The sequence below is a fragment of the Thalassobellus citreus genome, from assembly GCF_044385915.1.
GTDB classification, from domain to species: Bacteria; Bacteroidota; Bacteroidia; order Flavobacteriales; family Flavobacteriaceae; genus Thalassobellus; species Thalassobellus citreus.
Genome location: NZ_JBISCC010000129.1, coordinates 129568 through 141511 on the forward strand (window position 1 = coordinate 129568; position 11944 = coordinate 141511).

Genomic DNA, 11944 nt, shown 5'->3' on the forward strand with positions numbered 1-11944 from the left:
TTTATTAAATGTGTGATGAATTGGTGTTTTGTGATGAACGGGTAGGTTAGTGTGTTGTCATTAATTCCTTGATTTCAGTGAATTTATTTCGTGAAATCGGAATTCGAATTGAGAAGAGCGGGCTTTCAATAAATGAACTTTTAGAATTACCAACTGTTTTTACGCTCTTATCCATATTTACTATGTATGATTTATGACATCTTATTAAATAGCTAAAAGGACGTAATTGTGTTTCTAGTTGTTTTAAGGTGATTCTTAAAACGGTTTTAGAAAGGATGTTATTATTATACCAGTTTACAGAGCAATAGTTGCCATCACCTTGTATAAAAGCAATGTCTTGAGGATCTAAAAGTAAGTTTTCTTTTGTGTTTGTTTTTATCTCGAAAAGTGAAGATGGTTTTCGGGTTTCAATTTGGGTTTCAATGTTGTTTAAATTACCACGCTTAAGTAGCTCTATGTAACGAATGTCTTTTCTTATTTCGCTATAAATAGGGTTGTTTAAAATGTCACCAAATAACACCGATAATCCTTTGTTTATAGCTTTATTAATATGTTTGAAAAATCCAGCATAATCTTTTCTGCCAAATTTAATAACGGCTTTCGCATAATCATAGTTTCCGTTTTCTTTAGAATAGATAGTTTCATCTAGATCTTGCTCAATGGATAAACTTTCACTGTAAAAATTACAAATGGAATATGCATAAGATAAGTAACCATAATTCAATAACTCTTCGTTAGAAATTTTTATACAATCTTTAAAAGTTTCAATTGCAGATTCCAGATTCCCAGTAAATAAATAATTAAGTCCTTGTAATTGGTGTATTGGTAATGCAGGGTCGTTTATTTGTAGTACAGCGTTAATAGCGTCTTGTGCTTTTGCGAAATTTCTTTTATATTGACTTATTCGAATAAGCATATTGTGTTGAGGAATAGATAAAGGGTCTAATTCCAAAGCTTTTAAACAATGCTTTTCCGCAAGGTCGAATTCTCTAGAAAAACAATAATAAAATGATAAAGTGTGATGTGTTTTTGGATTGTTTTTATTTAAAGCTAAAGCGAAATTTAGATTGGTTTTGGCTTGTTTATAATCAAATTGATGAAAAAGATTAATAAAAGAAACACATAAATAAGATTCTGAATGTTTATCGTTTAATAGGAGAGCTTTTTTTACATATTTCAACCCGTTTTCATATGATTTTTTATAGTTTTCATAGCCCATTGTAGCTATAACAGTATAGCAATTGGCTAGTCCTGCATAAGCTGGTGCGTAATTTTTATCTGCTTTTATAGATTGTTTAAAAAAAGGAATTGCCATTAGCATTTCTTTATGCGTGTATCTATTCCAATGATACATTCCTTTTAAATAGAGTTCTTTAGCGTGTCCTTTTACTTTTTTTACTTCAGTGGTATGATTTATAAGTTTATATTCTTCAAGAATTATTATTGCTTGTTTTTGTAAAAAAGTAGCCCATTCATCATGTTTATAAACGTCTTTTGTTGATAAAATGACTTCACTACTAGTGGCATTTATTAATCTTAAATTTAGCTGATTATTAATGCCTTTTTGTTTTATATTACCTTCAATAATATAATCAATGCTTAAATCATTAATTAGTTCTTTTAACGATTTTGGGTTTTCTTTAATGTAAAAGCTAATACTTCTACTTAAAACAGACAAATGATTATAACCAGAAATTAAATCTATTAATTGTTCAATAATGCCTTCAGAAATATATTTTGCATCAGGGATTTCCTTTTCAATATGAAATGGAATAATTAATATTTTTTTCATTTAATTAAATAGGGTGTTACCCGAAGTTTATATCTAAATCATCAACAAGTCAGAACTTTTTTTGATAAAAATTCATGTTGATATTGTTTTGCTGTTTAATAGACTCAAATATAATGAATACTTACAAGTCAGAACTAGGTTTCTTTTTTTATAACTTTTACACTTTTTAATTTCTCTTTACAAGTTTAACTCTAACCAATATTAATACAATAAAAAATAGACTTGTTGAAATGCTTTTTGTAATTGAAAATATATTTGTTGCAGATACTATATTTACTTTCAATAAATTTAGAAAGTCTTTCCATTTTTACAAATAGTGTTGTTTAAAATAATTTAGTATTCTATTGAGTTATTTGACTAAAATTTAACTGATCTTTTTTCCAATTCCAAGTTGACATACCAAAGTTTCCAGAATCCTCAATAACGGTCATTTTAATAGGGCTAATTATTTCAATAACGATTCGTCCATTTAAATTACCTTTTCCAACAGAAATATCTGACCAATCTAAAGATATATGATTGCCAACTACTGTTCCATTCCCAACGTGGCACCAATCTTCACCTAATTCATTTTCTAGTGTCTTATTGTTCATACCTAGCCAGTAAACTTTGTCTTTAATGATATTAATCCAAAATAAATTGCCTCCAGTAGATTCCCAAACACCATTTTTTAATAGAATGTCCTTGCTTTTTATATTACTATTCATTTTGTTATAGAATGTTTTTTATTGATTGTCTATTTATTACTATGTGACAGAAGAATAGATAAGTGTACTTATTCTAATCTAGTCATAGGTTTAAAATATAAGAAATGCATACAAATTTAGAATTTTTTTAGTTTTACAAAAAACGATTTTACCCTCCAATCGTAATCATACTTCTGTTTTTGCCATGTAATTTAGGTTCTTGAAGTTTTTCAATGGTATTCATACCACCACGGATTTTAAATTTAGCTTGTACTGCTTTTTGAATAACAGGTTCAATCGATTTTCCTGAACGAAGTGTGGTTAGTAAATCGGATTCACCAGATGAAAATAAACAGTTTTTTAGTTGTCCGTTAGCGGTTAATCGTAACCTGTTGCAAGAATCGCAAAACGGATTTGTAACCGAACTTATAATAGCAAAACTACCTTTGTAGCCTTTTATTTTATAGTTTTTTGAGGTGTCGTTTGGAGCGTCTTGTAGGCGTTCTATTTGTGCTTCAGAAAATGAATCATTTACATATTCCATCACTTCGGCATAAGACACCATTTTACTCATATCCCATTTGTTGCCATCAAAAGGCATGAATTCAATAAAGCGCACCGAAACAGGTAAATCTTTTGTGAAGTTAATGAAATCGATAATTTCGTTATCATTAAAGTCCTTCATTAAAACCGCATTCACTTTCACTTTAAAACCTTCTTTTACTAGTAATAAAATATTGTTGTAAACTTTTTCAAATTGGTCGCGACGCGTAATATGTTTAAACTTTTCTTTATCTAAAGAATCTAAGCTCACGTTGATACTTTTAATACCGCTAGCTTTTAGTATATCAATAAATTTATCAATTATAACCGCGTTAGATGTTATAGATAACTCTACAGGAAGCGTGGCAAGTTTTTCTAAAATAATAGGAATGTCTTTTCTAATTAAAGGTTCTCCTCCTGTTAATCTTATTTTAGTAACGCCATGTTTTACAAAGGTTTTGGCAATATCGTATATTTCTTCATAAGTCATTAAATGATTTTTAGGAGAGAGTTGTACGCCTTCTTCTGGCATGCAATATGAGCATCGTAAATTACAGCGTTCAATTAACGAAATGCGCAAGTAGGCGTGGTCTCTACCAAAATTATCTTGTAATATATTTTTGTTGCTATTCATTAATCGTGTCTTGCACCTTTTAAAATTCTGAAAATATGTAGTACCGATGGAAATATGGCATCCATAGATTCTTTGGCTCCGTTTGTAGATCCTGGTAAAGCCAATACTAAGGTGTTCTTTATTGTACCTGCTACACTTCTAGACAGCATAGAAAACGGTGTTCTGTCTTGTCCGTAATTACGAATGGCTTCTTCAATACCTGGGATTCTTCGGTCTAATAATGGCAATAAAGCTTTTGGGGTGACATCACGTCCAGAAAGTCCTGTGCCTCCTGTATAAATTATTAAATCGACACCAGCTTCTTGAAAGCTTTTTGCTTTCTCTTGGATATCTTTTACTTCATCAGGAATAATAATATAATCCGTGATTTTTACATCGCAAGATTCTAATTTTTCAATAATAGCTTTTCCTGCTTTATCTTCTTTGTGTCCTGCCGAAATCGTATCAGAGCAAACAATAACTGCAGCTGTTAAATCTTTTCTAAATTTATCTCTAAAATCTGATTTACCACCTTTTTTCTTCAGCAGTTTTATAGCGTGTATTTCGATGCCTTTATCAATAGGTTTTAGCATATCGTACATGTTTAAAGCCACTACACTAGCACCATGCATAGCTTCAACTTCGACACCTGTTTTGTAAATGGTTTTTACGGTGAATAGTACGGTGATTTCTAATCCGTTTATGTCGTACTCAATACCTGTAAACTCAATAGGCAAGGGGTGACAATCAGGTAAAATATCTGGTGTGCGTTTTACGCCTAATAAGCCTGCTGCTTTACTCATGGCAAATACGTTTCCTTTAGGAACGGTATCGTTTTGTATGGCTGTTATTGTTTCGGGTTTACTAACCTTTACAACGGCTTGTGCTACTGCGGTTCGTAATGTTGTGTTTTTATGTGTAATGTCGACCATTTTCTCTGTTGTTTAACTATTGATTTGTTTAATCGTTTAGTTGTTTGTTGTTTAGTTGTTCTCGATTTAATGACAAACAGCTATACAAAAAAACACTTACGTGTTTACTTTCCATTGATGAGATTCGTCTTCAAAAATCTCTTTTCCAAAAACTGGAACATCTGCTTTTATGGCTTCAACAATAAATTCTAAAGCTTCAAAAACAACTTTTCGTCTAGGTGATGATACAAAAACGAATAAACAGATTTCACCAGTTTTAACGGTTCCTAAACTATGATAGATATGCATGCAAGTAAGGTCGAATTTCTCAAAAGCAGCTTCTCTAATCTCGTGAAACTTTTCATTAGCCATATCTTCATAAGCTGTATATTCTATGGCAGCAACCGTTTTGTTATCAATAACATCGGCTCTTACTTGTCCTAAAAAGATATTGTGCGCTCCAATACTTGTTTTGGTTTGGTGTTTCGCAATAGAATTTCCTATAAATTCTGAAGAAATAGCGCCTTGTTTGAATACGCTTTTTATGGTTTTTTTATCTTTCATTATTTGAAGTTGTTTTATGTTGTTCTTTTATAAGTTTATTTATATCTGAAGCACCTTCGTTTATGTTGAAACAGTTTTGAATATGTAATGCGTGCAATAATTTTACAGCACGTTTACTTCGTATTCCTGATTGACAAAAAAGGACTTTCTTTTTTGCTGAATCGATTTTGTTTAGATTCTTTTCTAGTACACTTAATGGAATAATTGTGACATCTAAATTTTCAATTTTTGGTTGTTCATGAGTTTCTCTAACATCAATAAATTGAATATTTTCTGCAAATAAAACGTCTTTAATTGAAATTGAAATAACGTCTACGTCACAATGAGATTCTATCTGTTTTTTATGAAAGTTATCCTTGTCTTTTAAAACAGATTGGATGATGTTTTCGTTTCTTTTAATTTTTAATGTTGAATTTTGAAGCGTCAAGGCATTATAACAAAGTAATTTGCCAGAAAGCAAGCTACCAATATCTAAAATAATTTTTAAAACTTCATTAGCTTGCATTGTTCCAATAATACCAGGAAGCACGCCTAAAACACCAATTTCCGAACAATTTGGAACGTTTCCTTTTTCTGGAGGATTTGGAAACAAGCAACGGTAACTCGGTCCGTTTTGATAGTTGAAAACAGATACTTGTCCTTCAAATTTATAGATGGCTCCAAAAACGAGCGGTTTATTTGCAATGATACAAGCATCATTTACCAAGTAGCGCGTTTCAAAATTATCGGTACCATCAACTATAATGTCATATTGATTGAATAAATTAACAGCGTTTTGGTGCGTTAATTTTTTCGCGTAAGCGATAATAGAAATACTATCGTTTAAATCTGTTAACCGTTCTTTAGCTGCTACTGCTTTGTTTTTTCCTAGTGCCGATGTTCCAAATAATACTTGTCGTTGTAAGTTTGAAATATCTACCACATCAAAATCAATAATACCAATTGTGCCAATACCAGCGGCTGTTAAATACTGTAAAACAGGGCAGCCCAAACCACCAGCACCAATAACTAATACTTTGGAGTTGGAAAGTTTATCTTGACCTTTTTGACCTATTTCCGATAAGATGATATGTCTGTTATATCTCATATTCTTGTGTAGGCAGGAATTTCTTCCTACCAGAACGTTTTTATATTTAGCCTCCTGCAAAAGGCGGTAATAAGGCAATTTCTTGTCCTGTTATTTTAGTTTCATTTGTAACCAATTCTTGGTTTTGCGCTATTTGAAAATCTTTCGTTTTCAAGTCGCTATATTTTGAATATAATAGATCCAATAGTTCAGAAATTAAACTCCCAGAAAACTCTAAAGACTCTTCTTCTTGTTCGGTAACTTCCGCTATTTGACCAAAGTATTTAACGGTTATATGCATCTTCAATGGCTTTTAATTCTGTTTGTGTATTCACATTCATTGTAAATAGATCGTGTTCTAATTCTAATGCTATATTTTTTGATTGGCAGGCGTTAACAGCAACACGTAAACGTCTTTCGTTAGTTTTTAATAGCTTGCTAAATGTTTCTTTACATTGCTTTTTGTACAATGCTATAAGCGGCATTGATTTTCCGTTGCTTTCAATTTGAATGATTTCGGAAGTATCATCAATAGCTTTTATCAATTTTTTTAAAATATCTGAAGTAATCAAAGGAATATCACAGCTTAAAATTAAATTGTATTCAGTTGAGGATGCTTCTAATCCTGAACAAATACCTGCCACAGGACCAGCATTTTTTGTAATATCGTTTATGCGCTTACATCCAAAAATATCATAATCAGGATTATCTGAAACAATTAAAATTTCAGATACAAAAGGCTGTAAAATATCAATACTGTATTGGGTAAATGGTTTTCCGTTTAATAACAGAAACCCTTTGTCGGTTCCCATACGCGTACTTTTTCCACCCGCTAAAATAATACCTGTTATGTTTTTTTTGTCAATCATTTTAAGTAAAAAATAGTTTAAAACATGCTATGGTTAATACAAAAGCCAAAATGTATCGAAGTTTCTTATTGTTGATTTTTTTACTTCCATAATAGCCTCCAAAAAAGCCGCCTATGAGAGCAATAGCCACTAGTAAAAAGGATTCTTTTTCTAAAACTACACCGCTACTTAATTGTCCGATAAGCCCCGAAGCAGAATTCACCCAAATAAATAAAGCAGAAACGGCTGCGGCTTCTTTCATTTTACCCCAATGGAACAATAAAATAACAGGTGTTAATATGATGCCACCACCAATACCAATAAGTCCTGAAAAGAAACCAATAATAGCACCAACTATTAAGCCTTGCCATAGTTTGATGTCTTTTATGGAATCTTTTTCTTTTCCAAAAACATTTAGCATTTTTAGAATAGCAAAGACTAATAAAACGGCTAATATTTTTTTGTAAATAGACGCATCAATTTCAATGGTTCCTCCTAAAAAAGCAAAAGGCACTGATGCTATAGCGAATACTAAAAACAGTTTTTTATTAAAATACCCTTCTTTGTAATAGTAATAAAATGAAATCCCAGCAACAAATAAATTAAGAAGTAGAGCAGTGGGTTTCATCGTTTCAGGTGCAAACGAAAACAAAGCCATAAGTGCTAAATATCCACTAGCGCCACCATGACCTACGCTTGAGTATAGAAAGGATACTATTGGTAGGATGAATAAAAAGAGATATATGTATTGGTTTTCTAGCATTTATATATTTAAAGCGCTTCTATTTTTTCTAATTGTTTATCTAAAAAGTCCCAACAGTTTTTATTGATATCGTCAAAGACATTAATTAAAGATTTTCCGTATTCTGTTAATTGGGCACCACCACCACCTTTGCCACCAATACTATTTATAGTTACTGGTTTTTTAGCAGATTTGTTGACAGAATCTAAAAGATTCCAAGCTTTTTTATACGATAGGTTTAACGATTTTGCTGCTTTAGAAAGCGAGCCAGTTGCTTCAATAGCTTTTAATAGATGTACTCTGCCTTCTCCTAAAAGCACATGATTATCATGTTCAATCCAAACTCTACTTTTAATTTTATAGCTCATAATCTTAGTTTAAGATGGGAGTAAAATAACTTCAACATCATCATTAATTGAAATATTAGAAACAGTTTCAGGTACAAAAACCAGAGCGTTCGAAAGCGCAAATGTTTGTAACATGGATGAATTTTGTCCTTCTAAAATTTCAACGGTATTTTCTTTATAAATAGCTTTTAAAAATTGAGGTCTATCACCTCGCTTTTCAAAATTTGATAATGATTTTGCTTTTATACGTGGTAATTCTATAACATCTCTATTCATCATTTTTTGCAATGTGATATACACATAAACGTAAAAACAACTGAGGGCAGCAGCAGGGTTTCCTGGTAGTGCAAAAATGAGTGTATCTTCTTTTTTTCCGAAGAATAGAGGTTTTCCTGGTTTTTGTTTTACCTTATAAAAGATGTTTTTAGTATTTAATTCTATAAGTGATTTTCCAACAAAATCGTAATCGCCAACCGAAATACCTCCAGTTACAATCACCAAGTCATTCTCGTTTATAACGGTTTCAAGTTTAGATTTTGTTTTTTCGTAATCATCTTCAACCTTGTGTAAGGTTATATCATAAAACTTTAAATTATAAAGTGCATTTTGAAGCATGGTTGAATTGCTTTCGTATATCTGACCATAATTTAAAGGTTGTCCTGCTTTAACCAATTCATTTCCTGTTGTTACTAATGCTATAGAAGGCTTTTTATAGACAGAAATGGTTGTTATACCTAAAGAAGTTAAATAACCTATGGCGGCAGGTGTTAGTTTGGTTCCTTTTTTTAAAGCGATGTCTCCTTCTTTAACTTGCTCTCCAAGTGGTCTAATATTTGTTTCTTGGTTTATGTTATGCTCAATAGTTATTTTACGGCCATCATTTTTAACTTTTTCTTGCATCATGATAGCATTGGCAGTATCTGGTACAGGTGCACCAGTAAAAATTCTAACCGCTTCTCCTTGTTTTAAAATGGGTTGGTGGTTATCGCCAGCTTTTACTTCATCAATTAATGAATAACTTAAACTCTCATGTAAAAACAATGCATAACCATCCATAGCCGATTGCCTAAAGGGCGGCATATTTATTGGCGAAAAAACGTCTTTGAATAATATATAACCTCCAGCTTTTTCAACAGGTTTCGTTGTTTCTTTTAAAAGCGGTTTGGTGTTGTTTTTAACTAGTTGAATAGCGTCTTCTACGGAAATCATTTAAATATCGTTATGTATTTACAAATATAACGAATTCTATGTGTAATAATTCTGAAATTTATTAGTTTTTGAAGATGTTTTTAGATTCCCGATGTCTCGTTAATGACAATTTTAATAGATACCTCAAAGCTAAATGTCGAGGTGTTCTTTTAAATTAACAACCGCCTTCAGCGGTTCTCTTCTTTTTCTTTCTAACTGTAATGGTTCTTTTGGGAGTAAGATTTTGCATTACCGCGGGTGCATTTCCATTTTTTTGAGATGCCTTTATAAAAGCGGTAATATCAGCTTTAGAAGTCTCAACATCACAGTGCTTTGTGATTAGTTTATTTTGAATATAACTGTTTTTTGCAGGTAATATTTTTATGTTATCATAGCCTAATTGGTATAACAGTAAAAAAGGCATATTAACTTCTTGAGGGCTATTGCCGTATAGAATGGCTGTTTTATTGGTGCTTTTTAATTCTTTAAAGATGTTTAAATTCTCTTCATTTAAAAGATCTGGTGTATGAATGTTTATAGCGTTTTTTAAATGCCCTTTTTCATATTCGTATGCACTTCTAATATCGACTAAAACTAGATTTTGGTTATTAATATCGTTAAGGTTTCCAAAGTAATTATAGTTTGATAATTCTTCAAGAGTATTTTTAGTATTATGTGCATAGGTGTTTTTAGGTCTTTTGTAAGTAAGAAGACCAATTAATATAATTAATATAAAAAGTGTTGAAGCAATTGATAATCGTTTTATTTTTTCTAACTCTTTCATCTGAAATATGTATTATTTTTAACTGTTACATCTAGCAACCACCTTCAGCAACTTTCTTTTTCTTTTTAACTGTTATAATTTTTTTAGGTGCTATTTTTATAGGAGTATCTGTTTTTACTTGATCGGGATAAACGACACCAAAAAACATACTCGCAGCTTTTCTAGTTGTGTATAATTCAAATGCTTCAGTAGGCATGCCTTCATCAGGCTTTTCAGGATTAATTATAGTTGTAAACCATTTGTTAATACCGCCTTTTAGAACATGTAAATTTTTATATTCTAAACGGTTGCATAATGCCCAAGCTTGGTCTGCATAAAAATTATCATTTGAAAAGAATACGACATCAAATTGATCTTGATTTAAAAAAGATTCAAATTCTTCATCCAGTAATTTTTTTAATGGAATATTAATAGCGTTTGGAAGTGTATACTTAGTATAGCTAGCTTCATCGCGTACATCAATTAATATGAATGAAGGGTCTTGATTGATTAATTTATCTGAAATTTGATCGGTAGATGCATATCTTTCAAGACTAATAATGTGGCTAAGTAATTGTTCGGCAGGTATGCCTTCACTTTTTTCATATTTAGGCAATAAAACTAAACCACTAGCCAACATAATAAGTATGGCTGCCATCAATTTATATCTTAATGCTAAAATTTTTGCGGTTCTTTTTTTAATCATCATCACGTTGATTTAATTAATAAAACACTTTTTTTACTCGTTTTCTAACAATATCTGATACTACAAATGCCACAACAGCTATAACAGCAAAAATCAATATAAACCAATAGGGGTTCCAATCGAAAGAGTCAATTAAAGTAATGTTGCCTAAAAAGTAACCGTTATATACAGGTTCAATAAAAGTGTATAATTCTGAAAATAAGAAAATACCAATCATAATACCAGCTACATACACCCAAGCATCTAGTTTGCCTATGGCTACGGCACATAGGCTAGTTCCTGGACAAAAACCGCCAGCAACAAAACCAATACCCATAATAACGCCTCCAATTATGGCAGCCCATATATAAGTAGGATGCACATATAATTGCGTAATGTCTAAATAACCTAAATAATCCATGTAATAAATGCCAATTACTGACACAGCTGCAGCGGTAAAAAACACTTTTAATACTGCGAAATCGTATCCGTAGAAAACACCCGCTAGCTTTCTGGAAGATGAAAACCCAGAAGCTTCTAAAATAAATCCGAAAATAATACCGATTAAAATGGCAATAATGCTATCCCATTCCATTGGGATTGTGCCATCAGGAATTAAAGGTCCCATATTTTATATTTTTAAGTTAATTAAATCCAATTTTTTCTAAACAAGTAAGCAAACAAATACGCAGAACCAAAAATGGCAAGCATGGTTATAAAACCACCTGTAGACAATACTGCCATACCGCTTAATGCAGCGCCACTTGTACAACCACGTGCTATTTGAGCTCCTAAACCAAAGAGTATACCTCCAATTAAAGCGAAAATAAGTCGACGTTTACTTGTTATCTTAGGAGAATGTTGTACGCGCCAACGAATTCTTCCGCTTAATCCACCAGAAATGAAAGCGCCTAATAATACACCAAGCGCTTCATATACCAACCAAGTATTCATTGGTGTATCTCCTTTGCTAAGAAATTTACTGTAATAGGCATTGTTCTCGGCATGTGTTGGAGCTACTTGGTCTACTATAGTAACAACGCTACTTTTCATGGCGCCACTGGCACCTAAGCCTCTTCCGGTAAGGAAAAAGGTGAATATGATTAAAATACCTAATAGAAATCCTCCGTAATAGGGGTTCCAGTAGGTGTGTTTATTTTTTTGATTATTAGATAATTTCATAATATATGTGTTTT

At 31.7% G+C, this 11944-nt stretch carries 15 protein-coding genes; all 15 read right to left on the minus strand.

The genetic code is table 11. The features are described from left to right. Positions 1-46 precede the first annotated feature (46 nt). The 15 genes from ACH5TX_RS16595 to ACH5TX_RS16665 all read right to left on the minus strand — a co-directional run bounded on the left by ACH5TX_RS16595 (position 47) and on the right by ACH5TX_RS16665 (position 11930). The gene (locus ACH5TX_RS16595; RefSeq protein WP_439340611.1) at positions 47-1792 is read right to left on the minus strand and encodes a LytTR family transcriptional regulator DNA-binding domain-containing protein; all 1746 of its coding nucleotides are present in this window, start codon (positions 1790-1792) and stop codon (positions 47-49) included. Positions 1793-2133: 341 nt separating this feature from the next. Then, positions 2134-2499 (minus strand): hypothetical protein, encoded by a 366-nt coding sequence (locus ACH5TX_RS16600; RefSeq protein ID WP_439340612.1) that lies wholly within the window; start codon positions 2497-2499, stop codon positions 2134-2136. Positions 2500-2647: 148 nt separating this feature from the next. After that, positions 2648-3655, minus strand: a complete 1008-nt coding sequence (gene moaA, locus ACH5TX_RS16605; RefSeq protein WP_439340613.1) for a GTP 3',8-cyclase MoaA — start codon at positions 3653-3655, stop codon at positions 2648-2650. Beyond that, a complete protein-coding gene (moaCB, locus tag ACH5TX_RS16610; protein WP_439340614.1) occupies positions 3655-4566 on the minus strand; it encodes a bifunctional molybdenum cofactor biosynthesis protein MoaC/MoaB in 912 nt (303 codons plus the stop codon). Before moaCB ends, moaA begins: the two co-directional genes overlap by 1 nt. A gap of 96 nt (positions 4567-4662) precedes the next feature. After that, positions 4663-5109, minus strand: a complete 447-nt coding sequence (locus ACH5TX_RS16615; RefSeq protein WP_439340615.1) for a molybdenum cofactor biosynthesis protein MoaE — start codon at positions 5107-5109, stop codon at positions 4663-4665. Next, on the minus strand, positions 5099-6196 hold the full coding sequence (gene moeB, locus ACH5TX_RS16620; RefSeq protein ID WP_439340616.1) for a molybdopterin-synthase adenylyltransferase MoeB: 1098 nt from the start codon (positions 6194-6196) through the stop codon (positions 5099-5101). The genes ACH5TX_RS16615 and moeB overlap by 11 nt, the downstream gene beginning before the upstream one ends. A 46-nt stretch (positions 6197-6242) precedes the next feature. Beyond that, positions 6243-6476 carry a MoaD/ThiS family protein gene (locus tag ACH5TX_RS16625; protein ID WP_439340617.1) on the minus strand — a complete coding sequence of 78 codons (234 nt, stop codon included), beginning with the start codon at positions 6474-6476 and terminating at the stop codon, positions 6243-6245. Next, on the minus strand, positions 6460-7044 hold the full coding sequence (mobA, locus tag ACH5TX_RS16630; protein ID WP_439340618.1) for a molybdenum cofactor guanylyltransferase: 585 nt from the start codon (positions 7042-7044) through the stop codon (positions 6460-6462). The genes ACH5TX_RS16625 and mobA overlap by 17 nt, the downstream gene beginning before the upstream one ends. A 1-nt stretch (position 7045) precedes the next feature. After that, on the minus strand, positions 7046-7786 hold the full coding sequence (locus ACH5TX_RS16635; protein WP_439340619.1) for a sulfite exporter TauE/SafE family protein: 741 nt from the start codon (positions 7784-7786) through the stop codon (positions 7046-7048). A gap of 8 nt (positions 7787-7794) precedes the next feature. Then, positions 7795-8133, minus strand: coding sequence for a winged helix-turn-helix domain-containing protein (locus ACH5TX_RS16640; protein ID WP_439340620.1), 339 nt, complete (start codon positions 8131-8133; stop codon positions 7795-7797). Between the two features lie 9 nt (positions 8134-8142). Next, a complete protein-coding gene (locus ACH5TX_RS16645) occupies positions 8143-9321 on the minus strand; it encodes a molybdopterin molybdotransferase MoeA (protein ID WP_439340621.1) in 1179 nt (392 codons plus the stop codon). A 154-nt stretch (positions 9322-9475) separates the two neighbouring features. Then, a complete protein-coding gene (locus tag ACH5TX_RS16650) occupies positions 9476-10084 on the minus strand; it encodes a rhodanese-like domain-containing protein (protein WP_439340622.1) in 609 nt (202 codons plus the stop codon). Positions 10085-10115: 31 nt separating this feature from the next. Continuing rightward, a complete protein-coding gene (locus ACH5TX_RS16655; RefSeq protein ID WP_439340623.1) occupies positions 10116-10772 on the minus strand; it encodes a rhodanese-like domain-containing protein in 657 nt (218 codons plus the stop codon). A 13-nt stretch (positions 10773-10785) separates the two neighbouring features. Beyond that, positions 10786-11376 (minus strand): YeeE/YedE thiosulfate transporter family protein, encoded by a 591-nt coding sequence (locus ACH5TX_RS16660; RefSeq protein WP_439340624.1) that lies wholly within the window; start codon positions 11374-11376, stop codon positions 10786-10788. 20 nt (positions 11377-11396) lie between these two features. Then, entirely contained in the window at positions 11397-11930 is a 534-nt protein-coding gene (locus ACH5TX_RS16665) for a YeeE/YedE thiosulfate transporter family protein (protein WP_439340625.1), read from the minus strand. Between the last annotated feature and the right edge of the window lie 14 nt (positions 11931-11944).

Bases quoted from the DNA above. Each gene is read 5' to 3' on its own strand.
- ACH5TX_RS16625 (WP_439340617.1), bottom strand. From the start codon at position 6,476: ATGCATATAACCGTTAAATACTTTGGTCAAATAGCGGAAGTTACCGAA.
- ACH5TX_RS16660 (WP_439340624.1), bottom strand. From the start codon at position 11,376: ATGGGACCTTTAATTCCTGATGGCACAATCCCAATGGAATGGGATAGC.
- mobA (WP_439340618.1), bottom strand. From the start codon at position 7,044: ATGATTGACAAAAAAAACATAACAGGTATTATTTTAGCGGGTGGAAAA.
- ACH5TX_RS16640 (WP_439340620.1), bottom strand. From the start codon at position 8,133: ATGAGCTATAAAATTAAAAGTAGAGTTTGGATTGAACATGATAATCAT.
- ACH5TX_RS16615 (WP_439340615.1), bottom strand. From the start codon at position 5,109: ATGAAAGATAAAAAAACCATAAAAAGCGTATTCAAACAAGGCGCTATT.
- ACH5TX_RS16595 (WP_439340611.1), bottom strand. From the start codon at position 1,792: ATGAAAAAAATATTAATTATTCCATTTCATATTGAAAAGGAAATCCCT.
- moaCB (WP_439340614.1), bottom strand. From the start codon at position 4,566: ATGGTCGACATTACACATAAAAACACAACATTACGAACCGCAGTAGCA.
- moeB (WP_439340616.1), bottom strand. From the start codon at position 6,196: ATGAGATATAACAGACATATCATCTTATCGGAAATAGGTCAAAAAGGT.
- ACH5TX_RS16655 (WP_439340623.1), bottom strand. From the start codon at position 10,772: ATGATGATTAAAAAAAGAACCGCAAAAATTTTAGCATTAAGATATAAA.
- moaA (WP_439340613.1), bottom strand. From the start codon at position 3,655: ATGAATAGCAACAAAAATATATTACAAGATAATTTTGGTAGAGACCAC.
- ACH5TX_RS16645 (WP_439340621.1), bottom strand. From the start codon at position 9,321: ATGATTTCCGTAGAAGACGCTATTCAACTAGTTAAAAACAACACCAAA.
- ACH5TX_RS16650 (WP_439340622.1), bottom strand. From the start codon at position 10,084: ATGAAAGAGTTAGAAAAAATAAAACGATTATCAATTGCTTCAACACTT.
- ACH5TX_RS16665 (WP_439340625.1), bottom strand. From the start codon at position 11,930: ATGAAATTATCTAATAATCAAAAAAATAAACACACCTACTGGAACCCC.
- ACH5TX_RS16600 (WP_439340612.1), bottom strand. From the start codon at position 2,499: ATGAATAGTAATATAAAAAGCAAGGACATTCTATTAAAAAATGGTGTT.
- ACH5TX_RS16635 (WP_439340619.1), bottom strand. From the start codon at position 7,786: ATGCTAGAAAACCAATACATATATCTCTTTTTATTCATCCTACCAATA.